This window comes from Paenibacillus sp. NPDC056722 (assembly GCF_042790635.1).
GTDB lineage: Bacteria > Bacillota > Bacilli > Paenibacillales > Paenibacillaceae > Paenibacillus_AQ > Paenibacillus_AQ agri.
In genome coordinates this window covers 328,952-354,727 of record NZ_JBHTYV010000001.1, presented here as the reverse complement: position 1 = coordinate 354,727, position 25,776 = coordinate 328,952, and the positions used below count along the sequence as shown (strand labels likewise).

Annotated in this window: 25 protein-coding genes; 18 read left to right on the top strand and 7 right to left on the bottom strand. The window is 46.9% G+C overall.

All coding sequences use genetic code 11. From position 1 onward, the window contains the following. Positions 1-98: 98 nt before the first annotated feature. The 14 genes from ACFRAM_RS01725 (at position 99) to ACFRAM_RS01660 (ending at position 12,535) form a co-directional block, all read left to right on the top strand. A complete protein-coding gene (locus ACFRAM_RS01725; RefSeq protein ID WP_175373331.1) occupies positions 99-569 on the top strand; it encodes a MarR family winged helix-turn-helix transcriptional regulator in 471 nt (156 codons plus the stop codon). Positions 570-976: 407 nt separating this feature from the next. Then, the gene (locus ACFRAM_RS01720) at positions 977-1,573 is read left to right on the top strand and encodes a hypothetical protein (protein ID WP_379464283.1); all 597 of its coding nucleotides are present in this window, start codon (positions 977-979) and stop codon (positions 1,571-1,573) included. A gap of 243 nt (positions 1,574-1,816) precedes the next feature. Further along, complete coding sequence (locus ACFRAM_RS01715; protein WP_379464282.1) at positions 1,817-3,442, top strand: peptidase G2 autoproteolytic cleavage domain-containing protein; 1,626 nt, start codon at positions 1,817-1,819, stop codon at positions 3,440-3,442. An 808-nt stretch (positions 3,443-4,250) separates the two neighbouring features. Continuing rightward, positions 4,251-4,736 (top strand): SRPBCC family protein, encoded by a 486-nt coding sequence (locus tag ACFRAM_RS01710; RefSeq protein WP_379464281.1) that lies wholly within the window; start codon positions 4,251-4,253, stop codon positions 4,734-4,736. Positions 4,737-5,296: 560 nt separating this feature from the next. Continuing rightward, positions 5,297-6,334, top strand: coding sequence for a CobW family GTP-binding protein (locus ACFRAM_RS01705; protein WP_379464280.1), 1,038 nt, complete (start codon positions 5,297-5,299; stop codon positions 6,332-6,334). A 93-nt stretch (positions 6,335-6,427) separates the two neighbouring features. Beyond that, a complete protein-coding gene (locus ACFRAM_RS01700; RefSeq protein WP_066361829.1) occupies positions 6,428-6,775 on the top strand; it encodes a four-helix bundle copper-binding protein in 348 nt (115 codons plus the stop codon). Between the two features lie 159 nt (positions 6,776-6,934). Then, on the top strand, positions 6,935-7,090 hold the full coding sequence (locus ACFRAM_RS01695) for a hypothetical protein (protein ID WP_379464279.1): 156 nt from the start codon (positions 6,935-6,937) through the stop codon (positions 7,088-7,090). Then, positions 7,080-8,036: an ATP-binding cassette domain-containing protein gene (locus tag ACFRAM_RS01690; protein ID WP_379464278.1), complete on the top strand. Its 957-nt coding sequence runs from the start codon at positions 7,080-7,082 to the stop codon at positions 8,034-8,036. Before ACFRAM_RS01695 ends, ACFRAM_RS01690 begins: the two co-directional genes overlap by 11 nt. After that, a complete protein-coding gene (locus ACFRAM_RS01685; RefSeq protein WP_379464277.1) occupies positions 8,033-8,746 on the top strand; it encodes a hypothetical protein in 714 nt (237 codons plus the stop codon). Before ACFRAM_RS01690 ends, ACFRAM_RS01685 begins: the two co-directional genes overlap by 4 nt. 60 nt (positions 8,747-8,806) lie before the next feature. Beyond that, positions 8,807-9,271 carry a hypothetical protein gene (locus ACFRAM_RS01680; RefSeq protein WP_175373324.1) on the top strand — a complete coding sequence of 155 codons (465 nt, stop codon included), beginning with the start codon at positions 8,807-8,809 and terminating at the stop codon, positions 9,269-9,271. Further along, entirely contained in the window at positions 9,268-9,876 is a 609-nt protein-coding gene (locus ACFRAM_RS01675; protein ID WP_379464276.1) for a class I SAM-dependent methyltransferase, read from the top strand. Before ACFRAM_RS01680 ends, ACFRAM_RS01675 begins: the two co-directional genes overlap by 4 nt. Before the next feature lie 136 nt (positions 9,877-10,012). Continuing rightward, positions 10,013-10,384 (top strand): BlaI/MecI/CopY family transcriptional regulator, encoded by a 372-nt coding sequence (locus ACFRAM_RS01670; RefSeq protein ID WP_379464275.1) that lies wholly within the window; start codon positions 10,013-10,015, stop codon positions 10,382-10,384. 1 nt (position 10,385) lies between these two features. Beyond that, positions 10,386-11,702 carry a M56 family metallopeptidase gene (locus tag ACFRAM_RS01665; protein ID WP_379464274.1) on the top strand — a complete coding sequence of 439 codons (1,317 nt, stop codon included), beginning with the start codon at positions 10,386-10,388 and terminating at the stop codon, positions 11,700-11,702. Positions 11,703-11,716: 14 nt separating this feature from the next. Continuing rightward, entirely contained in the window at positions 11,717-12,535 is an 819-nt protein-coding gene (locus tag ACFRAM_RS01660) for a TraX family protein (RefSeq protein ID WP_379464273.1), read from the top strand. 111 nt (positions 12,536-12,646) lie between these two features. Here the strand turns inward: ACFRAM_RS01660 and ACFRAM_RS01655 are convergent, their stop codons facing one another. From ACFRAM_RS01655 to ACFRAM_RS01635, 5 genes are all read right to left on the bottom strand, one after another. Further along, the gene (locus ACFRAM_RS01655; RefSeq protein WP_379464272.1) at positions 12,647-13,537 is read right to left on the bottom strand and encodes an NAD(P)-dependent alcohol dehydrogenase; all 891 of its coding nucleotides are present in this window, start codon (positions 13,535-13,537) and stop codon (positions 12,647-12,649) included. Between the two features lie 3 nt (positions 13,538-13,540). Continuing rightward, the gene (locus tag ACFRAM_RS01650) at positions 13,541-13,801 is read right to left on the bottom strand and encodes a helix-turn-helix transcriptional regulator (RefSeq protein ID WP_175373316.1); all 261 of its coding nucleotides are present in this window, start codon (positions 13,799-13,801) and stop codon (positions 13,541-13,543) included. Position 13,802: 1 nt separating this feature from the next. Continuing rightward, positions 13,803-14,240 (bottom strand): hypothetical protein, encoded by a 438-nt coding sequence (locus ACFRAM_RS01645; RefSeq protein ID WP_175373315.1) that lies wholly within the window; start codon positions 14,238-14,240, stop codon positions 13,803-13,805. Positions 14,241-15,003: 763 nt separating this feature from the next. Next, positions 15,004-17,097, bottom strand: a complete 2,094-nt coding sequence (locus ACFRAM_RS01640) for an ABC transporter ATP-binding protein (RefSeq protein ID WP_379464271.1) — start codon at positions 17,095-17,097, stop codon at positions 15,004-15,006. 40 nt (positions 17,098-17,137) lie between these two features. Further along, a complete protein-coding gene (locus ACFRAM_RS01635; RefSeq protein ID WP_175373313.1) occupies positions 17,138-18,886 on the bottom strand; it encodes an ABC transporter ATP-binding protein in 1,749 nt (582 codons plus the stop codon). 479 nt (positions 18,887-19,365) lie between these two features. On the opposite strand from ACFRAM_RS01635, the gene ACFRAM_RS01630 reads away from it, so the two are divergent. Beyond that, the gene (locus ACFRAM_RS01630; protein ID WP_379464270.1) at positions 19,366-19,683 is read left to right on the top strand and encodes a HesB/YadR/YfhF family protein; all 318 of its coding nucleotides are present in this window, start codon (positions 19,366-19,368) and stop codon (positions 19,681-19,683) included. 122 nt (positions 19,684-19,805) lie between these two features. Here the strand turns inward: ACFRAM_RS01630 and ACFRAM_RS01625 are convergent, their stop codons facing one another. Continuing rightward, positions 19,806-20,321 (bottom strand): ADP-heptose synthase, encoded by a 516-nt coding sequence (locus tag ACFRAM_RS01625; protein ID WP_175373366.1) that lies wholly within the window; start codon positions 20,319-20,321, stop codon positions 19,806-19,808. 126 nt (positions 20,322-20,447) lie between these two features. Here ACFRAM_RS01625 and ACFRAM_RS01620 point away from each other — a divergent pair, with 126 nt between their 5' ends. From ACFRAM_RS01620 to ACFRAM_RS01610, 3 genes are all read left to right on the top strand, one after another. Beyond that, positions 20,448-22,196: an ABC transporter ATP-binding protein gene (locus ACFRAM_RS01620; RefSeq protein WP_379464269.1), complete on the top strand. Its 1,749-nt coding sequence runs from the start codon at positions 20,448-20,450 to the stop codon at positions 22,194-22,196. Positions 22,197-22,586: 390 nt separating this feature from the next. Further along, positions 22,587-23,105, top strand: coding sequence for a sigma-70 family RNA polymerase sigma factor (locus ACFRAM_RS01615; RefSeq protein ID WP_379464268.1), 519 nt, complete (start codon positions 22,587-22,589; stop codon positions 23,103-23,105). Further along, positions 23,098-24,027 carry a DUF4179 domain-containing protein gene (locus tag ACFRAM_RS01610; protein WP_379464267.1) on the top strand — a complete coding sequence of 310 codons (930 nt, stop codon included), beginning with the start codon at positions 23,098-23,100 and terminating at the stop codon, positions 24,025-24,027. Before ACFRAM_RS01615 ends, ACFRAM_RS01610 begins: the two co-directional genes overlap by 8 nt. A gap of 1,282 nt (positions 24,028-25,309) precedes the next feature. On the opposite strand, the gene ACFRAM_RS01605 is transcribed toward ACFRAM_RS01610, so the two are convergent. Next, the gene (locus ACFRAM_RS01605) at positions 25,310-25,753 is read right to left on the bottom strand and encodes a DUF441 domain-containing protein (RefSeq protein ID WP_379464266.1); all 444 of its coding nucleotides are present in this window, start codon (positions 25,751-25,753) and stop codon (positions 25,310-25,312) included. Positions 25,754-25,776 lie beyond the last annotated feature (23 nt).

The following is a 25,776-nucleotide window of genomic DNA, read 5'->3' as shown; positions in this document are numbered from 1 at the left end:
CAATCCCTAAATGATCATCTTCATATTGTTGAAAAAGAAACAAAAAATAGTTATAATACTCTTTATGTTTTATGAACAAACGAGCGGGAGGACAGGCCATGGACAAAGAAGAACAGGTCATAATAAGTTTCAGGGACTTGTATAACAAGATCGCTTGGGTGAATAGGCTTAAGCTGGAAGACAGTCTTAGGAATTATACGTTCTCTGAAGTAGGTTGCATAGAATATATTGGCGACAATGCAGATTCCAACGTGACAAAACTTGCGGAGTACCTTTATATGACTAGGGGTGCACTGAGTAAAATGACCAAGAAGCTTATCGAAAAGGGACTTATTGAAAGCTATCAGAAGCCAGATAATAAGAAAGAAATCTATTTCAGGTTAACCGAACAAGGACAAGTAATTTATAACGTCCACGAGGAAATGCATAAAAAGTTTATTGATCGGGATAAAGTTGTATTTGAGCATATAACCGCAGAACAATTTGACAATATACTCGGCTTCATGAAAAAGTATGATAGGCATTTGGATGCAGAACTACAGAAAATGGAAATAGAGATGAAGTCGTAACAAATGTGCATATTGAAAATGACACCACAGGCAATCCAACTCGCTTGAGAATGGGCTGTCTTTTTTATTTGAATTATTATTGATGAGGGGATTTTATTGTTAAAAGAGAGGGAAGAATAACAAGTAGTGCGTTTATCCAAGAAGATCTATTACTTGAATAATACAAAATCAAATTCATAAGTTGGGATTATACGTAACCAAATTAAGAATGATTTTTCTCCTCCCAGTAAGTGAGGGTTCTAGCTTTTTCAAGGACACCGAGAATGCACCGAATTTAAAAATGTGATTTTTTTAAAGATCCACTCAGGATGATTTTTGAGTAAAAACCGCATATTTCTCCCCCCACCCAGCCATGCTACAACTGACAGGTGTAGCAATAAGATCTTTATAGGGAAAGGGTGGCGGGGATGAAGCGACAATGGCTCCAAGTACTGGCTGTTGCGTTCGTTTTGACAGCTGTGCTGGCAGGCTGCAGAGGGCATCAGATCCGCAAGGAAGCGGATAAATACAGCATGAAAGCCTATGAGGACGGTGTGCTGCGTGCACAGTCACAGGGAAAAGGACTCAACGGGCGTTTTCTGGGTGAAATGCGCCGCTCATTTGCCGGAGAGGGAATCAAGCTGACGCATGAGATGTTCGCCGAAGACAGCAGGGGAAACGTCAGCTACCAGTATCTGATTGCTGGACAGCCCTCTCAGAATATTACGCTGCATGTATTCTCGAACCTGGATGAGCGGAAGGAACGAATCCCAGAGTGGTATGGGAGCAGTGACATTTCTGTAACACCAACGACGAAGACAGAGATTTACAGCAAATATAATGCCTCACTCGTCTACACATCAATGGGCAAGGAAAAGGCCAAGTATTCTAAAAAGATTAAATCGTTGTTCACCGGACTGCTGGAGCGTTTGAATCTGTCGAAGGATGAGCCGCCTGAGCATCTTAAAAAACTGCAAAGGGGCACCGAGGTCTACTACAGACCTACTCCAACATCACAAAGCTGATGAACGGGTAGGCAGATGTTTCATTCACTTAAGGATGATGCGTCTGCCTTTTTGTTATGAACCTGGCTGGAATGAGCAAGAACTTCTATTGTGACGCGCTGCCATACGCTTGCGGCCTATGAGTCTTTCAGTCTTCTTTACAGAAAACGGGCGAATCTCGTAGTTTAATAGCCATTGCTGTCCTATCTAACCCGAATATTATAGCTATGTACAATTAATATATCTATTGGGGTGATGGATGGCATGGTAAACGAATGCAACCAGAATGCGACTGGTCAATATTCTACAGTAGAGGGGATCGATACTATAGCCAGTGGCATTGCTGCGCATGTGGAAGGCTACCAGGCCAATGCCACGTTTAACGCGGCTCATGCCGAAGGCAGCGCTACAACCTCAAGCGGGAACGCCTCCCATGCAGAGGGATACCAGACATTGGCTAGTGCGGATACAGCACATGCCGAAGGAAATACGACTACGGCTAGTGGAAGTGCATCTCATGCGGAAGGCTACCAGAGTCAGGCTACCGCAGACACGGCTCATGCCGAGGGATCGTCAACCGTTGCCAGCGGTGTGGCTTCCCATGCGGAAGGAACGCAGACGGTGGCTTCCGGATTATTTGCTCACGCTGAAGGGGAAGGGAACACTGCCAGCGGAAGGGCCTCTCATGCGGAAGGTGGTGGCTTAGATCGACTGAACACCCCCTCTCCGAATCTGTCTAGCGGAGCTAGCAGTCATGCCGAAGGAGTGGGCAGCATCGCCCTCGGGTTCGCTGCTCATGCGGAGGGAGGCACGATCAGTATAACCGGTTCGCCAGGTCCCCGGGCCATCGGAGATTTTTCTCACGCTGAAGGGCAAAGTACGGTAGCGATCGGCTCTCCGTCCCATGCGGAGGGGTTGGACACCGTCGCCAGCGGCAATGCGGGGTCACATGCTGAGGGGCAGAGTAGCATTGCCAGTGGAACATCTTCTCATGCCGAAGGCCTCCATACCCATGCCAGCGGGCCTTCTGCGCACGCAGAAGGAGCGTATACATTGGCCGATGGTCCATTTTCTCATGCCGAAGGTATTGGTACCCTAGCCGATGGACCCTATGCCCATGCGGAAGGTGAAGACAATATATCTAGCGGTGAAGCCTCTCACGCCGAAGGCCAGGGGAATAATACTACGTTTACGGCATCCCACATTATGGGCCGCTTTGGTGACGCGGATGAAGCATATTCTTGGTTTATCGGGAACGGTACCTCCAGTACGGTTAGGGGCTTGGGGGCCAAATGGAGCGGATCTACTTTCGATATGTACATCGACGGCATGTATTTAAGTCCGGCGGCTGACCATGCCGAAATGTTCGAGACCGCAGACGGACAGCCATTAGATGTAGGTTACTTTGTCACCGTGCAGGAAGAAGACCGGATTCGGAAAGCAACATCTGCTGATGATTTTATTATTGGGATTACTAGTGCTACTCCAGGCTTTGTCGGCAACAGTGCAGGTCTGCGCTGGCAGGACAAATATGTGACCGACGAATGGGGGCGCAAGCAGTATCATGAGGTGACTCTGCCAGCTCATCAGGATAATGAGGGACATCTGCTGATTCCTGAGCGCAAAGAAATGCAGCCGCTCCTGAACCCTGCTTGGGATGCTGATAGGGAGTATCTTCCACGGCCGAAACGGCCGGAGTGGGTAGCAGTAGGATTAGTGGGACAAATTCGCGTTCGTGATGATGGAAGTTGTGTCACCCATGGATATTGCCGCCCGAATGACGAGGGAGTGGCTACAAGCGCTGATCATGGTTTTTTTGTCCTGAAGCGAACAGGTGCCAATCAGATTGTAGTCCTATTGAATAACGTTCCGGGGCAAACGGGACGTTGAGAATAACTTTGAATTCGTAAGGTGCAAATCAATGAAACCTCTCTTTGAAAATGGCAGGTTATACAGGGATCGGTCCCAACTTCCATTTCAGAAAGAAGAGGTTTTTTTGCCTGAATACATAAGGGTACTTGTAGCAATGTTCCAGCTATGCTTCGCTTATACAGGTAATCCTGGTAGTCAGAGATACCTCAAACCTGTTCATCAGGCGGTCATGATAGCGGACTTTACTATTTTACAATCCATCGGGCAGCAGAGAGGAGTAGCGGGGATTATTTTGTAGATTGTTTTATAGTAGAATAGACTTATATTTGGGGAATACTCGGAAGTAATGGGATCTATATAGAACGCATTTAAAAAACAAACATAGCCAAGAAAAACTTCTAAGAAGTATCGAAGTGTAATTAACGGCATTTTTGTACCTTAAATCCTCTGCAGCTAGGGGTTAGTGGAGATTAAGTGCAATATTGTACCTTAAATCTTCCCAATACCCCACCTAGCGTGCTTTTCCGAAAAATAAGATACAATAATACCCTCATTTCCCTATTTTGTCTATATTAAAGAAAAATAAGGTACAAAAATGCCGTTAGTTGGAGAGGTGGCCCCTCTTTTTCACTATTAAGACGACTAGTGAAGGGAATATACCGCTTCTGGTGGTTGCAATCTGTCAATAGTCTATGTTCTGGTGGAAGCTTTCCTATGGAAAGCTTCCAGGTGAGCACTTTGCACCTACAGCTCCAACCTTCCCTCTTTGCTTTTTGTTAATTTCTTTTGTTCGGCTTAATAGTTTACTTTATCAAGGAGGATGCAGATGATAGCTTCCATAGAAAAGACTGAGGCAGGATACACCGCCCGATTTGACCGACACTACATTTTTCCTGTAACGGAAGTTTGGTCTTGGTTGACTGAGAATGACAAGCTGTCCCAATGGTTTCCTGAATTACGGGTAAAAGATCTGCGTGAGGGTGGAAGTTTAATATTCGATATGCCAAGCGGTACAGCGATAACGATGGAGATCACTGATTTTACACCTCATGCTGTGTTGGAATTCACGTGGGGTGCTGATCTTGTACGCTTTGAGCTGTCCCCTGAGCAGCAGGGCTGTCACCTGGTATTGATCGAGAGACTGGGCAAGGTTACTGGGCATACCGCGAAGGATCTCGCGGGTTGGCAAGTATGTCTGGAAGTGTTCTCTTCCTTAATGGAGGGGAAGTCACTAGAATCTCGTGATGACGAGTGGAAGAAGTGGTACGAAAAGTATCAACTTTTGCTGGAAGCGTATTTAACTGCTGAGTGATAAGTCCAAAGGAGGTCCCTTGCGGGTACCTCCTTTTTAGTGCTGCCTTGACTACAGCTTCAGGACTGAATAAGTCTGGTAGCGACAGTTTATCTTTTTTTACGGCTACGAACGCTGGATACTGTGCACATAACGTCTTTGACAGAGTAAGAGTAGCAATGTTTTGGAATCGGCACACAGTGATGACGTCTGATGACTTCGACGGGATGAATGACATTGACCACCTGTGGGTGATAGTAATCCTCATAAACAAAAGACGGCGGGTCTGTTACAGTTTGTTCTGGGCAGTTGGGGCAAAAAGTCATTTCATTTCAGCTCCTCTTCATTGGACTTATCGTATTATACGCACAGAACAAAAGCCTGCTTGGTCTATTGTCTTGTAGGCTGCAAAATAGGTGAATGCCACCTGATAACCGAAGTTTTCTAAGCGGGTATCCTGTTTGAGAACGATTTCAGCTTTTGTTTCGCTCAGGAAGAACAGCATCGGACTGGTTGCATGCCTATGTCCTGATGTAGTACACTCGCTACCATAACCGATTTTTTGCAGGGAGAGATGAAACATGGAACAGGCTATACCTGTGTATATATTGTCAGGCTTTTTGGGGAGCGGCAAAACAACGCTTTTGCAGCGTCTGCTGGATCATTGGAAAGGCCAAGGCTTACGCCCGGCTGTTGTTATGAATGAGCTGGGAGAGGTAAATCTTGATGGTCTCCTGGTTGAACAGTCCGTGCCTATGGCTGAATTGCTGGGCGGCTGTATCTGCTGTTCGATCCGTGGCGATCTTAGCACTGAGCTGGCTACACTAATTAAGAAGGAATCGCCGGATGTCGTTGTGATTGAAGCAACTGGCGCAGCCAATCCGCTGGAGATCGTCGACGGGGTGACCGAGACTTCGCTGTATCTGAAGGTAGAGCTGAAAAGCTTAATCACTGTTGTGGATGCCGGACATCTTCTGGAATTGCATCGCGCCCAGCAGGGAGCAACCTATCGTCTAATGCAGGAGCAGATTCGCTGTGCTTCAGTGCTTATTTTAAACAAGCTGGATCGGGTGACAGAGGAAGAGAAGGAGGAAGTTCTGACTGTTCTGCGGAAATGGAATGCTTACGCGGCAGTAATGCCGGCGGTGCGTTGTGAGCTGGATTCTGAAGAAGTGCTAAGTCAGGCCGGAGGCATTCGTCTTGAAGCCGAGGATTTAACAGATGAAGCTGAAGGTGACGATACCTCACATGAAGTTGAGACAGAGGGCAATCATACTGCACCGGGAAGCACCCATGCGCTGCATGATCATGTTATGGCTTACACGCATTATTTCAAGAATACAGTGAACAGCGAAGAATTCGAGCAGTTTGTCAAAGATTTGCCGCGGGACGTCTATCGGGCGAAGGGAATTGTGGAGTTCAATGATACCTCTAGCCGTTACTTGTTCCAATATGCTTACAGAGAAGCGGATTACATGAAGATCACACCGCAGGGCGATGTGCCCAATGTGGCAGTATTTATTGGGGAGCATTTTTCGTCAGGTGAGCTGCGTAGCAAACTGCTGCGACTAGAGAAACGTCTGCTCGCCCGGCCAAATGCGGTCAGACGAAGCTTGTAACTGTCTGTGAAGTGCCACAAGGTCTGGTTCGTTGCTTTTCTTGCAGGTTAATAGATAGGCATACCCTATAAAAAATCGCAGGAGGTTAAGGCTATGACCCGAATTCAGTATCAGGAGTGCATTGATGCTTGTATCAAGACCATGAACACCTGTAATTACAGTTATGTCTCAAGCCTGAAAGAGTACCACCTGGAGGAGCTTCGTGAGAGTATCCGGCTCGATCGGGAATGTGCGGACATTTGCTCCTTTGCCATTCAGGCCATGACGCGTCAAAGTCCGTTTGTAGTTCAGATTCTGCGTCTGTGTGCAGATATTTGCGAAGCCTGTGCAGACGAGAGCAGTAAGCATGTACATAGGCATTGCCGGAGCTGCATCGAAGCTTGCCGGGAGTGTGCAGCAGCCTGCCGTATGATTAGTGAGACAGTTGAGGTGTATGCTTAAGAAGCTGCCCTGAATCTTTTACAATATTAAAACCAGACCTTATGTTAGCGATAACTTGGGTCTGGTTTTATTTCATTTTCTCTCCAAAAATTAGATTTATTAAGAGGAAAAAGGGAGGCGCCCGGCGAATTACATGGAGGTGATAAAGGAGTGTGTAGTATGAATGATCCTGTGAATGGCACTACTCAGATGAATTGGAAATGTGCTGGCCGGAGCAGAGTGCAGGCCTTGCGCGATAACATAGATATGGACAAGGATACAACTGCAAGTTGGTCCGAGCGGAAAGCTTCACGGTGGTTAGAATATGGGGATTAAAACAGGAAAGGGCATAGTTGAAAGCCCAGCTGAGGCGGCATGTGCCGAACTTGAAGCTGTGAGCAAAATGTATACAGGACACATGGTGCTCCAAGAAGTGTCGATGAGTATTCGGCCAGGAAATATTACTGCCCTGATCGGACGAAATGGTTCCGGCAAAAGTACGCTATTGTCCATTCTCGCAGGTCTGGTCCAGGTTACATCGGGAGCCATCCGCAGGAAAGCTGACCTGGTAATAGGTTATGCGCCTGAGGCGTTTCCAGGGCTGAAATTCACACCAGAGCAGTATTTGCGCAGTATGGGAAGAATACGCGGGTTATCTGCACGTGAGATTGAAGTACGAATGGCAGAATTGCTGGAACTGTTTCATTTGGCACCTTTCCGGGGGCAGCCGATGAATAACTTTTCCAAAGGGATGCTGCAGAAGATAAATCTGATTCAAAGCTTGCTTGTAGAACCGGAGTTACTACTGCTGGATGAACCGATGTCGGGGCTGGATCTTTCGGCTCAGAATATGCTGGTTCAGCTGTTGCGTGAACGAAAGAAAAAAGGAACGGCCGTGGTATTCTCCGTTCATGAACCGCAATGGGTGGAGGCCCTTGCTGATCATCTGCACATTCTGCAAGCCGGACGAACGGTACGAATGCAACAGGGAATACAGGAGCTATCCGCGCGTCCCACAACATACATAGTATTCAAGCATTTGCAGGAAGAGGAGCTTCGCCAATGGCGGGATCAGCCGGGGTTTCTTTCCTTGCAAGTCGTGACGGAATTACATGATCAATCCTGTCTGGGTCTCACTGTTGATGCTGCGGTATCCGATGCGTACTTGCGTCAGGTGCTGGAGCGGGGAGGATCTGTTGTATCTGTGGAACCATGCGATGGCTGGTCAGACTTGGAGCAGTGGATGAATCCCAAGACCCCTGAAGGGGGCGGAAAGTCATGACATCACTTGTTGTGTATATGCTGCGAAGTTATACACTGTCCCAGCGTTACTTTGCCCCTTTTGCAGGCATCCTTATTGCCGTTTTGGTACTTTATTCGTACACACCCAATCCAGTGATGAACAGCTATGCTGCTACAGCTGTAATCCTATTCATCGGCTGCGCCTGTCTGGGTTTGAGCTTTTTAAACCATGAACATCCGGTACAGAGACAACTGACAACCGTTCATTTACGTAGTATCAGAAAATACAACATGGGCTGTCTCCTCACACTCGGGGTCCTGACTTTGCTGCTGGACGTGCTGATCGTTGTATATCCGCTGGTGACTGGACGTTTTGATGAACAAGCAGGATTATACCGAATCATGCTGGCATTAACCGGTCATGCACTGCTCGGGTTGTTGGGAATTGCGATCTCATTGTTCCTGCAGTCGTCCGTGATCAAGAAAGCCAGCCATGCTACCGGAATCATGCTCGCTGTGATCATAATTTCCATTGGTGGTACGAAGATCACTGAATTCTTGCCGGGTTCTCTGACCTATCTGCGGCTACTACTCCCGCCGGTGTCACCAGTCATGGATGCCATGATGAATGCCGATCAGATCTCTGGGGTGGCTGTGCTGGTTCCTTTACTTCACATTACTATCTATACAGCATTATTGATCGGATTCTACGGCTACAGATCGGGCAAGAGAGATATGAATAAAAATTAATGGTTCTATCTAAAAATCAGAGGTGTATTCAAAATCCAAAGATACTGAACGGGAGGAACGATGAAGGATACCAGAATACCGGAGAGTGAACAATCAAAGGAACTGTTTGCCTATTTCGGCTTGGCAGTCTACTATTGTCAGGCGCTGGAGCAGCAGCTCACGAATCTGCTTCTACTGACCAAGCTTTCGCAAGGGAAGACGCCCACGGAAGCCGATCTTACAGATCTGTACCAGCGCAAACTCAGCAACTCCCTCGGCCAGCTCATCAAAGAAATCCAGCATCACTTTCCGTTCTCCGAAGAAGAAACGGCGCAATTACAAGAAGTTTGGAAGCAGCGCAATCATATTGTCCACGACTATTTCAAAGAGCGGATTCAGGAGACCTTCACCCCAGCGGGAAGATCTCAAATGCTGCGTGAGCTGAAACGCTTCAAGAATAAAGCTTGTAAACTGGAAAAGACCTTACAGGGGTATTGTACAGAGTTATACGCGAAGTTGGGTCTGGAAGAGGAGCATTTAATATGAACGAAATTTTCAAGCACATCCCGCTATACCGCTACCTTAGCTTTTGCAATGAGACCGGGCTAGAGCGAACTGTGCTGGATTGCGGTGCGGGAGGAGACAGCCCTTCTTTAGGGTTGTTTGCCCAGTATGGATATACTACCCATGGCATTGAATTTGATCCTATTGCTATAGCGCAAGCCCAGGCTTACGAACAAGAAAGAGGGCTTCAGTTGAACATTGAGCGTGGGGATATGCGGAACTTACCTTTTGCCGATGAATCCTTCAGCTTTGTGTACTCCTATAATTCGATATTTCATATGAGAAAAGATGAGGTTTCGCAGTCCCTGCAAGAAATGATCCGGACGCTGAAACCGGGGGGATTGCTGTTCGTTAATTTTCTTACAGTGAACGATTTTCGCTGCGGGGAAGGTCCTCATCTTGGTGACCATCAGTATGAACAGTTTGACGACGATCAGCCGGTCATTCATTCCTACTATACAGCTTCCGAGGCAGACCCTTTATTCGGCAATATGGAAGTCTTGTTCAAAGAAGACCGTACTCTGGAGAGAATCTATGAAGGCGAACGCATTAGGCAGGGCTTTGTCGATTATATTGTTAAAAAATAGGGAAGACAACAGGTTTATAAGATGGATCCGACGGGTCTGTTTTATAAACTTTTTTTGTATATGGACTTGACTCTGAAATAAGACGTTTGTAGAATATAATAGTAGACAGTTGTAGAATATGGGGAAGAGAGGTTGTATGATGAAAAAGCTTCCTGATACGGAGTTTGAGATTATGAAGGTAGTCTGGGACAATGAACCTCCAATAACGACCAATATGATTATGGATCAGTTAGGAAGAGAGAAGGAATGGAAAGCACAGACGATCATTACGTTATTGCTGCGGCTTGTGGAGCGTGGGTTCCTCCGAACGGAAAAGAACGGCAAGGAACGTACCTACTTTCCACTTATAGTTAAAGAAGAATATCTTGAGTTTGAGACTGCAGATTTTATGAAGAAGTATCATGGCAACTCATTCACAAGCCTGGTTGCGGCTCTGTATGACGGGCGGAAATTAAAAAATGCTGATCTTGATGAGTTATTAACCTGGTTGAAGGAAAAGAGGGATTAGGATGCGTGCCTTCATAATCACTCTACTGGAAAGTTCCCTGACATTATCAGCTATCGCACTAGTCTACATAACCCTCACTCCATCGTTATCCAGGCGTTATTCTGCAAAATGGAGGTATTACATCTGGCTGGTGATAATCATTGGCCTGTTAATACCCTTCCGCCCTCACTTCGCACTCACACCTCAGATTCAACTGAACCCAATAGAGTTGATGCCTGATCTTATTTCAGAAGCAGGTCGCAGTCTTCTCGGCGCAGCTTCAAATGAAATTCTGACGATAAACAGTAATATTTGGAACGTAATTGCAGTGCTTTGGTTCACTGGCGTCTGTGTCGTGATAGCCTTTCATGTGCTTCGCCATTATCGATGGATGAAGATGATAGCCCGCTGGAGTAATGATGTTGAAGATCAGCAGATCATGGAGACCATGCAGTTTCTTCAGGGAGAACTGGGTATACGGAAACGTATAAATATAAAGCATTGCGCAGCTATACCTGGACCGATGATGAGCGGTTTGTTCAAACCAGTAATTACCTTGAATAGCATAGACATGACTCCTGAAGCGTTGAATGTTGTGCTCAAGCATGAGTTGGTTCACATCAAACGTTTGGATTTGGGGTACAAAGCTTTGGTGCTATTGGCAACGGCACTGCATTGGTTTAATCCGCTGGTTTACTTGATGGCCAAGGCCATTGAGGAGCAATGTGAGCTTTCGTGTGATGAAGAAGTTTTGAATAACGCAAGTCTGGAAGAACGCAGGCAATATGCCGCGATTATTATTGACACAGCCAAAGCAGTAGCCAAGCGGCAGACCGCGATAACAACTCACCTGTATAACGGTAGAGATACACTGAAGAAACGCATTTTCGCATTGATGGATACCCGGAAAAAGAAACGGGCGACATCTATATTGATTTTTGTGGCGCTTTGTATATTCTTGACCGGAGGGACGATAAACGAATTTGTTGTTGAGAATATTCAGTTTGCAGATTCAGAAGATATTATGGTTGCCACTCAATATGACAGTACTGTAAACGATAATGAGAGTAAGCAGTCACAGCTATCCAGCTCTTCTGTCATTGAACCTGAATGGTATACCTACGAGGAGTTTAAACGTTGGGTGGAGGCGGAGCTGATGGTGATTAACAAGCTGGTCAAGACGGGGGAATGGACGCAAGAGAAAGCGGACTTTGCCGCCGAGACCTATAAAGAAATACTAAGCCAAATTACACAAGGTGCGAGAGTATCCAAACCGCAATTACAGCATGCAGAAGGGACTCAAACACAAAACATCGTATTTATTAGTGCTTCTGAATAGGAGAAATGAGGAGAATGAATCTCAAAACATTGAAGCTGATTGCGATTTTTTCCATGTTGTTTGATCATATGCTCAGAATATTTCCTTTACATAAACTATTGCTGCCAGTTGCTTCAAATTTGGAAGTGATCTACCCGGCACATGGGGAGTTGATTTGCAATCTTCTTCTGGACACCTTACCGACGATATTGATGTTTGTTGGAAGATTGGCTGCACCTGTCTTTATGTTCTGTATAGCTAACGGTTACATGCATACCAGTAATATAAAAAGATACCTTTTACGAATTTTTTGTTTTGCAGCCCTTGCTCAAATACCTTATATTTTATTTTTTCAAGCTGAAGCTAAAGTGCTTGGTACTGAAATCACACCATATGAGGTGAATCTGAACATTTTATTTACACTGGGGCTTGGGTTGCTGGCGATCACTTGCTTCGAACGATTCAAGCAAAATAATAGGTTGATCGGATTTGTCTCTGTGTTATTAATAGCCCTGTTCGCCAAGTTGATAAAAACGGAGGGAAGCGAAGGCTATATACTTATTGTGTTTATGTTTTATCTGTTAAAAGATGTATCTAAGCCTAAACAGGCATGGGTTTGGATTGGGGTCATCCTGCTTTCCCGCTGGAAACTGCTGCTTTGGCTATCAGATGATTTTGACTCTGCATGGCGTTCCACGCTTCTTAACACCGTTGGTGCGTATTTGGGGATATTATTAACTTTTTATTATAACGGGAGGAAGGGCAATATCAACAAGGTGCTGCAATATGGATTCTACTGGTTCTATCCGATACATCTACTGTTACTCGCCGCAATAGGATTCATAATCATATAAAATCGAAGGCGCTGTGATTCTCTACACCATTTGACGATACGCGGAATGTTCTCCTTTATCCATCACAGGCTCACAGCGGCTTCATTCCTCCACACTTCATCCATCTGACGACTACAGCGTTATGACCACATTCCCCTGTTTATGACCCTTTTCAACGTAAGCATGAGCCTGAGAAATCTGTTCGAAGGGGTAACATTGATCGATGACCGATTTCAATTCTCCAGCTTCTACAAGCTCTTTAAGAAGGAGCAAGTCGTCAAGATTTTCTTTGGCAAGCCCGCCTGCTACCGAAATGTATTTGCCGCTTAGAGTTAATGCCTGTTTGCTGCTCGATTTTGAGCTTTTGCCGACGGCATCAAAGATAAGATCGTAGCGCGTCCCTTTTTTCGAAAAATCCTCTTGGGTATAGTCAATGACGTGATCTGCTCCGAGCGACCTCACCAGTTCAAAATTGCGGCTGCTGCATACAGCGGTAACAGTGGCTCCGAAGTGCTTAGCCAGCTGAATAGCGGAAGTACCCACGGCTCCAGAAGCACCAAAGATGAGCACGTTTTGACCATTGTGAATGTTTCCTTTTCGGAGAAAATACAGAGCCGTCGTACCACCGAAGGCAATAGCTGCACTTTCCTCAAACGTCATGTTTTCCGGCTTTGCCGTGAGTACAGCATTCTCGGAGAGGGTTATATATTCTGCATGTGCACCAACCTGCATCCCGGTATAGGCAATTATGGAATCACCTTTCTTGAATTTGGTGACGTTCTTACCAACAACCTCGATTGTCCCGGATAATTCACTTCCCAGGATATCTTTTCTTGGTTTCGTGAGACCAAAGAGCAGCCTCATAACCAGCATCTTGCTGTTACGCAACACACAGTCACCAGAAGTTACGGTCGTTGCATGCACTTTGATCAATACCTGGTCGTCTTGAACAGTCGGTGTTTTGACTTCTTTAATCTGAATAACATCTGGTGTCCCGTATTTCGTACATATCGCAGTCTTCATATGTTATTTCCCTTCTTCCTCAAGTGATGTTGCTTGGCTACTGTCAGTTCCTTGTGGGTGAAAAGAAAAAATCTCTTCCAGCGGGAGCTCAAACACTTGAGCAATCAGAAACGCCAGTTCGAGCGAAGGGGAGTACTTCTCTTTTTCAATAGCAACGATAGTTTGTCTTGTCACGCCGACCCGATCGGCCAATTGCTGCTGGGTCATCTCATGTTTCATAAATCGTAATTGTCGTATGTTATTCTTGACCAAGTTCTTCTTCATTTCAAAATCCTCTCTGATAATAGAAGATGTAGGACAGGTTCAAGACTAGGCCGGAGAGAAAGAAGTCTATTGCCAGGGTATTAAACATGACTGAGAGGGGTTGATGAATCGCTAGTGCACCCATTGCGACGAAAAAACCAAAGGAAAACATAAAGCAAAAGTTTCTGACCGCTTTTAGCTCAATCATTCGATCACGTTCATCGGCAAAGGAAGGCTCTGCTTCTCGTGTAGCTAACCTGTTCAAAATATTGAAAACAATCAGGATCACCATCTTCGCTAAAACCTCGATTACGATCCATTTCAGAAAGAAGACTCCCCAAAGCTGTGGCAGAGATTCTACTCCTGCGGAACCCGCCCCCTGGATATCGATAAAAAGATAAAGAAAAACAAGAAGGGAAGTGAGGATGGATACGATTGCTTTTTTGGAGTGATACGTCATGGGGCATCTCCTTTATGTATGTTTTATTTTACATGATGTAAAAAATTATATACATACAATATAGTTAACTTCACTTCGTGTCAAATATTTTTTACATTGGAGTGTAGTGCTTTGTTTAATTCCTATAAAGGACGCAATAAAAACACAACGTAATTGTAATCACCCGCAAATACGTCGAAAGGCTTAACTTCACTCTATAGGGCGTTGTAATAATTGAAAAAGCTCAGATTGTTGAGAAAGTAGTGGCTTTGAGAAAACCCATAATTAAACTCTTGATTTATGGATCTATCTCGAAATCAGTACTTTCTTCTTATTCCATCTGGTAACGGACCCCAGAGACGTTATCTCCTAACAATCAACCGTAGCAGAAAATAACGGACTCCAAAGACGTTATGAGCAGAAATCCTGTGTAAAATCCACGGTTTGGGAGGAAATAGCGGCACCTGAGTCCGTTACAAATTCCAGAAGCTGCTTGATGTGCAAATAACGACGTTAGGGTCCGTTAGCCCCCATGCATGAGTTTCAACCTTCTGAAGCAGTGGTATTGGGAAGCACTGATAAGATGTAAGGAAGCATTTAACGGTATTTTTCCCGCTACGAAAGCCCCTCTGAAGCTTCGAACCTGGGCTCAGCCAATTATTCCAGTGATGTGTGGACTTGTGATCGCTGTTGTTCCCCAATTTCTTATCCGTTAAACTGCTTCTATTGACTGAACTTAGAAAAAAAAGCCCCTCCGCCAACAGGCAAAGGGGGCATGAATATGCTACATTTTCTTAAATGCTGGCTGCAATCCAGCAGCAGAAGCCTGATGTGCCGAACCAGCTGCTACAGGATTTGTACTTTCCGCTGCGGCAGCACCGACCTGAAGCTGATACATGCGGAAGTATCTTCCGCCGAGCGCCATCAATTCATCATGGTTGCCGCGTTCTACGATCTCCCCGCGGTGCAGCACCAGAATCTGGTCTGCGGAGCGGATTGTCGAGAGACGGTGGGCAATGATGAAGGTGGTACGACCTTTCTTCAGCACCTCCAGCGCTTCCTGGATAATGCTCTCCGTCTCGGTATCGATGTTGGAGGTTGCCTCATCCAGAATCAGAATCGCCGGATCGAAGGAGAGAGCACGGGCAAAGGAAATTAGCTGACGCTGTCCGGCTGACAACGTACTGCCTTTTTCCACTACCGGTTCATCGAAGCCCTGCGGAAGATGGGCCAGCAGTTTATCTGCGCCTACCTCACGCAAAGCCCGTTCCACACGCTCACGTGAGATGCGTTCATCCCCAAGACTAACGTTGGAAGCAATGGTACCGGTGAACAGGTAAGGGTCCTGTAGAACGATCCCCATATGGTTACGGATCCACTGCTTCGGAAGACTCGTAACCTCCTGGCCATCTATCGTGATGGAGCCTTTCTGCGGATCGTAGAATCGGAACAGCAGGTTAATGATCGAGCTTTTGCCTGAACCTGTGTGTCCCACCAGGGCGACAGTCTCACCCGGACGAGCCTCGAAAGAAATATCGCGCAGGACAAAGTCTTTTTTGTAGGCGAAGGATACATTCTTGAAAGCCACATTGCCTTTATAGCGAGGCATGGTGCCGTCGGTCACAGCTTCGCCCGGTTCATCCATCAGTGTGAACACACGGCCTGCGGAGACCATGGAGCTGTCAAGGTTCGCCAACTGGTTGACCATACCTGTGATCGGCTGGAACATCCGGCCCAGCACATCGACGAAGGCATACAGCACACCGAGCGAGACGAATGTTGAGCCGTCCAGACTCCCAAAGCCAAAGTACCAGAGGACAAGGACAAAGGACAGGCTGCGGATCGAGTTGACCAGATTGTGCGAGGTCAGCGCATTGAGGTTAAGCATTTTGTTCTGATACTTCAGATAATCGTCATTTAGTTTCTCGAACTCTTCGCTGCGCTCCTTCTGGCGGCGGAAAATCCGGATGATCGACATCCCCTGAATGGATTCGTTGATAATGGCGTTGATCTCACTCAGACGGGAGCGGATGATCGTGTTGTACTTGGTCGCCACCTTCCGGTAGATAACAATCCAAAGGATTAGTGCCGGAATAATGAAGAGACTGACCAGTCCAAGCCGGACATCCAGCAGGAACAGTGCGATATAGACACCAATAATATTAATTACACCGGTGCTGAAGTTGGATAAGACGGCGATGAACAGGTCCTTGATGGCTTCCGTATCATTCGTGACCCGGGAAACGACTTTACCCGCTGGCAGGTTGTCAAAAAAGTGGACCGGAAGGCGCTGGATATGCGCATAGACATCAGTCCGCAGCTTGCGGATAACCTGGTTGGCTGACGATTGCAGCCAGTAGGTTTTCCCAAATTCCGCGAAGATGGAGATTACAAGGAACAGGGCATAGAGCCCTACCAGCTCATAGATGCCTGGCAGCTCGGGCTTGTAGAAGGCGAACAGCTCATCCACAGAAAGCTTCACTGCCGGATAGGTGACCTCATTCCCGCCGCGGACGATATGAAGCTCTCCGTCACGGAAGGTGCGTTCACCATCGGGCTGATCTACAGCACTGTTGATAAAATAGAAGCTGCGTCCAGCCTGCAACAGGCGGATTTCCTGGCCTTTGGCCTCACCCGGCTGGAAGCGGTCGGCGCGTTTGTAATACTCATTATTATAGACCGCGGCTTCCTCTGAAGATGCGGTTTTGAAATAAGGCTTCTCAATCGCCAGCATATGGTTGTCGATCATGCTCTTGGCGATGAAGGGACCGGCAAGCTCAGCCGCAACGCCGATGGACAGCAGCAGCAAGGCTGCGATAAATGTTTTTTTAGCGGTTAATGCATATTGGAGCAGGCGTTTGCCTGTACTTTGTGTCAACGGTGACACCTCCTGTTAGTTGGTCTGTAGCTCAGGCTGTTTAGTTGGACAGGTTATTCTCGATCTGCTGCCTGTCATATTGTTCACGGTACCAGCCGTTTAATTCAAGCAGTTCTTCGTGTGTTCCCCGCTCTGTAATATGTCCGTTGTCCAGCACGACAATCTGATCGGCGTGTTCGACGGCGGAGAGACGGTGGGTAGAGATCAGCGTTGTTTTGCCGGCACGCTCCTGCCGGATGTTCTCAATGATCTGTGCTTCTGTCCGTGCATCTACGGCGGACAGCGCATCGTCCAAGATTAGAATTTCCGGATTGGCGATAAATGCCCGGGACAGCGAGACACGCTGCTTTTGTCCTCCGGAGAGGGATACCCCGCGTTCGCCGACTAGCGTATCCAGTCCGTCGGACAAGGTGCCGAGGTCATTCTGGAATGCAGCCGCAGTAATGGCGTCCATAATCTTGTCATCACCGGCATTCTCCAGTCCGAACTGGATATTCTGCCGCACACTTTTGGAGAACAGGATTTGTTCCTGCGGAACATAGCCCATCCAGCTATGCAACTGGTCCAGGGTAATCTTCTGGATCGGCACACCGGAGATCAGAATGTCTCCGCTACCGGTCGGATATTCATGTAGAAGCTGCTTCAGCAGTGTGGATTTACCGCTACCGGTTCGCCCTACAACGCCTAGCGTCTGTCCGCGTTCAAGGGACAGGTTGATTCCGATCAGATTATCAATGGTGGATGAAGGATAACGGAAGGTCACATTTTTCAATTCAATGCCGTTAGGTCCGGCTGCAACATCTACAGGGTTCGGAAGATCGGTTACGTCTGGCTGGGTTCCCGTGGTTTCGTCAATACGTTCCAGCGAGGCGCCGCCGCGTTGCATAATGTTGATCAATTCGCCAATGGCGAACATCGGCCAGACAATCATCCCGAGGTACATATTGAAGGAGATCAGATCGCCGAGCGTGATCTGGTTGCGGAAGACTAAGTAGATACCATAGGTGAGTCCAATAATATAACTCAATCCTACGCAGAAACGGATGGTTGGCTCAAAGAAGGCATCGACCCGGGCTACAGCCATATTTTTGCGGTATACATCTTCCGTGATGTCAGCAAAGCGCTTCTCATCGAGGCGCTCCTGTACATAAGCGCGAATCACGCGCACGCCGGAGACGGATTCCAGAACCTGGTCATTCATGTCACCAAAAGCATCCTGGGCCAGACTGTACCGGTCATGTATGGCTTTACCATAGAAGACCATTGCTATTGCGATGAGTGGCAGGGGCAGTACGGCAGCCAGCGTAAGCTTCCAACTGACCAGAAATCCCATGGCCAGCAGGACGACGGTAAGATATACCGTGGAATCTACAAGGGTCAGCATGCCGAATCCTACAGTAGCGGAGACTGCACGGATGTCATTGGTGGCTCGGGCCATAAGGTCGCCGGTACGGTTGCGTTCGAAGAACGAAGGCGTCATGGTCATCAGGTGATTCATGAACCGGGAACGCAGCAGACGCTCTACAAGGTTAGAGCCGCCGAATAATTTGTGCATCCATATGTACGTGATCCAGTAGATAAATAGCAGCAAAGCCACGATCAGACCAATGTACTTGATCAGGGAGCTCGCCGTGACGGAGCCGCGGACGATTTCGTCAATGGCATTGCCGAGCAGGCGAGGTGGCAATAGTTCCAGCACACCTACTGCGATCAGCAAGAAAAGGCCGAGCGAATAGCGCCTTTTTTCCCGGCGGAAGAACCATCCGAGATTTTTAAGAACAGAGAACAAGGTAAATCCCTTCCTTTCAGGTTGTAATTAAGTCGGCAATTGGGATACAGCGGATAGTGGAAAATCTCCAACAAAAAAGGCATATCATCCGAAAACGGACGATATACCTGTGTAATTAGAGGCTATCATGCGCACGGTGCAAAGCAGCACCTGGCATGGGAAGATTTTCGTTACCTTAAGACATGCGGTATGTATGATCCGCAAAGCTTCAGGAGAGTTCCACCATTTGGGCTGCTTCGGTATTCGATTGTGTATGGTTGCCGACAATTGTAAAGTAATGGTCCTGTACTGTGATAAACACCGCTCTCACCCTTTCGTTCATTTTTTGGTAATAACTTGAAGAATATTCGTTATGTTCAGAGTTTATCATTCGCTTCAAGACGTTGTCAAACAAATTTTTTTAGCTTTTTTTTAAAAAGCAGTTTGGAATCTTTGATTTTTTTCAGTATGATTAAGGTTACACAAAGGAGTTGAGAGAGATGAGTATGGCAATTAGCCAAGCTGCTGCAGCCTGGTTCAAGCGAGAACTGGCACTTAATAACGGAGACTCTATTCGTTTATTTCCCCGGTATAGCTCGGGCGGCGGACTCCACCCTGGATTCTCGCTGGGGCTCGCCACCGAGGCCGCTGTAACGCCGGGTGACCGGATTGAGCAGGAGGGCATCGTGTTCTTTATGGAGGAGCAGGATTTGTGGTATATGGAGGGGTATGACCTTGCCATTGAATATCATGAGGCTGAGGACGATATCGAATACATTTATAAAGCAAAGACCGCGTCCGCTGAGCTTCAGAAGTAGCGAGAAATATAAGGATGTTTACAGCGTAGAACATATGCATTCTTATATTTTTCAAAAAGCCCCTGCCGAGGCAGGGGCTTTTCATATGGAATATGGAGATCAGTCCGGGAAGTTACCCTGGATCAATGGGAGCTGCGGAAGGAATCTTCCTCCATTGCAAAATCAAAATCGTCAATATCGAACACCTGAACCGGGACGCCGCCTTCGATAATGCGCTGGATCAGCTCGAATTGGTCTGTTAGAATAGGCACGTTCTCCCGCTGGGAGGAGAGAAGCAGCTCAGTCTCAATCGGATCGAACATCTCACCGTACGGAGCGGTATCCATACTGTTGATGATGGTAATTTGCGCTTGCTCGCCCAGAAGAATCCCGGAGCTTTTGGCCCAAGGCACAGCGAGACAGCGATTGATTTTCTTGGCATTAAGCGGTTCTTCAAAATATGCGATCAGCTCGCCGATCTTGCTCTTGACATGCTTGTCGTCATCTGCACGGTTCATCAGCGGCTCATCGCTGTCCCGCAGTTCATATAATTCCATCACCGAGGTGTAGGGAACTATGTATTCCACAGGGCTTCCCGGCACTAAAAGTTGACCGTAAATCGCCATCATGACGGCTTCCGTCACAAATTGTCTTGACATCATTATCCTCCTGAAGTTCGGGTGCTGCTTATCCTACTAATGGACATAGCCTTATAAAAACATTGTGGAGAGCAAAAGTCAACATCACCATGCACACACCAGCTAGAAGAAAGGACACCCTAACCTGTGAAGTACTGGAAATCTTATTATACCTTTGTACGTCCATATATGAAATGGATCATTATCACCCTGATCATAGGGATGATCAAATTCAGCATTCCGCTGACACTTCCTATTATTCTAAAATACGTCGTGGACGACCTTTTGATGAATCCGGCGATGACCGTTAACGAACGAGTTTCGCAATTAATGATGATCCTGGGCGGTGCCTTTGTGTTATTCGTTATCGTTCGCGGGCCGGTGGAATATTACCGTCAGTATTTTGCCCAGCTCATTACCAGTAAAGTGCTGTTCGATATGCGTAACAAGCTATACGCTCATTTGCAGCGCTTATCACTACGTTACTATCAGAATACCAAAGTAGGCGAGGCCATTTCCAGATTTATCAATGATGTGGAGCAGACGAAGAATCTGGTAGAGGTCGGCATGATGAATGTCTGGCTGGATATGTTCACGCTGGTCTTCGCTCTGGCGTTCATGTTCTACCTGAATCCGGTGCTGGCTCTGGTCTCCATTGCGATACTGCCTCTGTACGGTATTGCAGTGAACACGCTGTATAAGCGGCTTAAGATCCTGACCAAAGATCGCTCGCAGGCGCTGGCCGGTATTCAGGGCTATTTGCACGAGCGCATTCAAGGGATCTCTGTGATCCGCAGCTTTACGATGGAGCGTGTTGACCAGAAGAAATTCGAAGGCATCAATGCTAATTTTCTGAACAAAGCGATGGCCCAGACGCGCTGGAATGCATTCACTTTTGCCATCATCAATACCTTAACGGATATCGCCCCGCTGCTTGTGATCGGGTACGGAGGTTATCAAGTTATACAGGGGAATCTGACCCTTGGGACCTTTGTTGCTTTCTTCGGTTATCTGGATCGGATGTATGCGCCGCTTCGGCGTCTGATTAACTCTTCTACGGTTCTGACCCAGGCCTCGGCCTCATTAGAACGGGTGCTGGAGCTGCTTGAGGAGCCCTATGATATCGTCGATGAGCCGGGAGCCAGAAATTTGAGTGGAGGGTCGGGCGCGATCGACTTCCGTCATGTGTGGTTCAAGTACAGCCCGGAAGGCGATTGGGTATTAAAAGATATTGATCTATCCATTCAACCGGGACAAACGGTGGCCTTTGTTGGCATGAGTGGTGGTGGCAAATCATCGCTGATCAGCCTGATTCCGCGCTTCTATGATGTCACTGAGGGTAGTCTATGCGTAGACGATCAAGATATTCGGAGCTTAACGCAGGAGAGTCTGCGCGGAGCTGTCGGGATGGTCCTTCAAGACAACTTCCTGTTCAGCGGTTCGGTGCGTGAAAATATTCTATTCGGGAATCCGCAGGCACCTGAAGAGAGCATCATCGCGGCGGCGCAGGCAGCCAATGCCCATGATTTCATCATGCAGCTGCCGCAGGGATATGATACGGAAGTGGGCGAGCGGGGCGTCAAGTTGTCCGGCGGACAAAAGCAGCGGATTGCGATTGCCCGTGTTTTCCTCAAAAATCCTAAGGTGCTTATTCTGGATGAAGCCACCTCAGCACTGGACCTCGAGTCAGAGCATCTGATTCAGCAGTCACTTCAGTCGCTGGCTTCGGAGCGGACGACCTTGATTGTTGCTCACCGGCTGTCTACGATTACCCATGCCGATCAGATTGTCGTACTGGAGAATGGATCGATCACAGAACGGGGCACACATGAACAGCTGATGGCATTGGACGGAAGTTATGCCCGGCTCTTTAACGTACAGCGATTGGATGTTTAATTTAGACAGCATATCCACTGGCTGGATTGCATAGAAGAGAGCAGCGGTGATCTCGGGAGAGACGCCGCTTTTTTCATTTGCTTGATTTATAAGATGCACATAAGAAAATAACAAAAAGCGAGAAGGAACGAAGGGGAAAGGTTGGAACTGTAGGAGCGAACGCGTTCGCCTTTGTCACCAGATTTCATCCGCTAAAAGCGGTTTAATCAAAGAAATCTGGGGATAACAGCGACCGGAAGTCCAACATTCACCGTAGTGACGACCGAGCCTTACGTTCATATCTTAAGTTCGTCTTTTATAGCATCAGCAAAAGTTTTTTTGAGTCCTTGCGTCTTTTTGGGAGGGCTGCACGTCTAACTGGTGTATACGTTAAGAAAGGAAGTGAGCAGCATGAACGTTGAAGTACTGGCTGAGCGGGCAATCGCCGGCGATGAAGACAGCTTCATCACCCTGATCGAGGGCATGCAGGAGCGGATTTACAGAATGGCATTTTCTTATGTCAGGAACAAGGATGAGGCGCTGGAGATTGTCCAGGAGACAGTCTATAAAGCCTATATTTCCATTCATAAATTGCAGCAGCCGCAATATTTTGCGACCTGGCTTACCAGGATTGCGGTGAATTGCGCACTCGATCATATCCGCAAATCCCAGAAAATCATCTACATGGAGAAAGAACCTGAAGGCAGCTATGTACCGGGGCAGAAGGAAGAAATCATTGACTTGCACGAAGCGCTGGATGGGCTGGATGAAAAGTCGCGAATGGTAATCGTTATGAGGTATTTCGAAGACTTGCCGCTGAAGGACATTGCCGAAATCCTGGAACAGCCCTTGAGCTCGGTCAAATCGGTCCTCTACAGAGGATTGGAGAAATTAAAAATCAATCTGGAGGAGAGTGAGCACCTTGGATAAGAAACTGGAAGTGATGCAGCAAGCATATAACGATATAGAGATTCCTCAAGAGCTGTCGGCCGCTGTCCATAAGGGGATTGAAAGAGGCAAGCAACATCGGCGCAAAAATAGCGTGGTACGGCGGAGCCTGAAATGGGGCGGTTCAGCAGCGGCGGCGGTGCTGATTTCTTTTACTATAAGTGTGAATACGATGCCTGCATTCGCAGGAAGTCTGGAGCAAGTGCCTGTACTGGGCAAGCTGGTAGAGGTGTTGCAGTTTACCCACGGAAGCGCTGGTGGCGGCACGATCCAAGATGGGGTCGATGTGGACTTTATTGCTTTGAAGACACAGGGCGAGCGTGATCAGTTAATATTGAATTTTGCCAACCCTGATGAAGATCAGACACTGGCGAGTTCGTATAACGTGAAGTTTACAGAATATCCTTACACGATGACCATTTCTGTCAGTGGTGCGAGAAAATTCTCGGCGGCCAAAGACTTGGAGACTCTGAAGGAGAGTCGTTTTGTAGAGGATGCCTATCCGCTCATCACGCTCGATGACTCCGCTATTCGGTTTAGTGTAACTTTCAAAGAGCCGGTTGCCTATGAGGTCAAAGAGTACAAAGATCCTGCACAAGTGGTGATTACATTGAAGAAGGGAGCGGGCGTTCAGGAGCAACCTGTGTATTCGCTGCGGACACCTTCTCAGCCCGCTGGGGAGACGCTAGCTATTGCTGAAGAAATGCTGTTCGGGGTAGAGGGATTACGTATGCTGAAGGACCAGAAGGGCTTATACCTCGTGGAAGCAGGGTATTATCCGACGGAGAAAGCGGCGCAGGAAGCCATGAAGAAGATTCAGGCAGAGCATGGCTATGCAGAACCGTTGGTTGTGGAGAAAAGAATGGCAGGCGAGCTTCCGCAATCGATTACTGCTGATGAGTAACTGTCGTTTGGCCCAGCTATTCCGGGCAATGATTTCACTAGTTTGAAATAAGAATATAACACGAAGCAGCTAAACACAAAATGCAAGCAATTATACAAGATATGAATTGAAGGTATGTATGAGCCTTTGATTCATATCTTTTTAACTCTATAGACTGAATTAGCATAACTAAACTCAAGTTCAAAACCATTAAACCTAGGAAATACCTTTCAAATGGATAAATAAAAATAAAGATGGCGAATATGATTACTCCCAGAGAAAAAAAGTACCTTATCAATTTCAAATTTCTTTTTGATAATAAAGTCAATTTACACCTCTCCTCAGCCTACTCCGAAGCTTAAAATAATTTACTATTTAGAACGCAATAAAATAACAAACAAAGCTATATAGATTGAACTGAAAAATTTAAACTAGGGGAACAGAATGGAGGGGAAGTTTGGAACTGAAGGAGCGGAAGCGACCGTCTAAAAGCTTTTCGTAGAAAAGCTTGCATCGGAAGCAAAGGCTGTCTCCGGACTTTATCCGCGAATAACGGTACAATCATAAGAAATCTGGAGACAACAGCGGCCGAAAGTCCAAACGTTTACCGCAAAGGTGATCTAACCCCGTGTAAGAATCCTAAGTTCAATCTATATAAAAGTTATTTTTAAAGTGTAATTAACGGCATTTTTGTACCCTAAATTGTCTGCGAATACCAGTATATTGGGAATTAAGTGCAATTTTGTATACTAAATATTCGCTAAAAGGCCTTCTGGCTTATTTTTTTTGAAAATAAGTTACAATAATGCACTTATTCTCGTTATAACGCCTCAATTAGCAAAATTAAGGTACAGAAATGTACTTATTTACTTTGTATACCTATAATCGACAAATATAAGGTGTAAAAATGTTATTAGTCGGGGAGGTAGAGCTATTTTCACTGCTAATAAGACGGGCACAGTTGAGGGGGGATTTGCGACTTAAAGCTCAATTTCACCTCTAACTATAATAAGGTTTATTCTTACAAATGCTCGCTTATTCACAGGATATCCCGCTGCTGAATAGCACCTGATCTTCTGTTTGATTCTTCATTTCACTTAATGATAGGAATAATAGATTAGAGACTATTTCTAGCCAAATCATTAAAATTCGCTTTAAAAAAAGCTTATTGCCAATAGATACAAATAGCTGCTTCAGTACCTGAAGCAGCTATTTGTGCGGATATGAAATGGAGGTGAAAAATGAATTTGAGCGGCTTCAATAGGTGAATTCCTATTGTGAATTCCCGCCCGATCCGAGTGAATTACAATTTTCCAATCAACAGCGATAGAATCCCCGCGGCGATCAGCGGGCCGACCGGCACGCCCTTGAAGAAGGCCACACCGATAACTGTGCCGATCAAGAGACCGGCGACAACGGTGGGCTGGTTGCCCATCAGGATAGCGCCGCGTCCGCCAAGATAGGCCACAAGAATGCCGATGCCGATCGCAGCGAGCGATTTCCAGTGCAGGAAGGACTGGCCGACCGTCTGCAGAGAGATTTTGCCGCTGGCCAGCGGGGTCATGACGCCGATCGTCAGGATGATAATCCCGATGGTGAGTCCGTATTTCTCCAGCCAGGGGAAGGCTTGATGCAGCCCTAGTACCCTTATTAGCAGCAGAACGACCATCGCGATAGTGACAGGCGAATTGTTGCTGACAATACCCAGTGCGGCCAGTCCCAGCAGCAGCAAAGAAGTCATGTCCATCCGTGCTTCAACTCCTTGTCTGA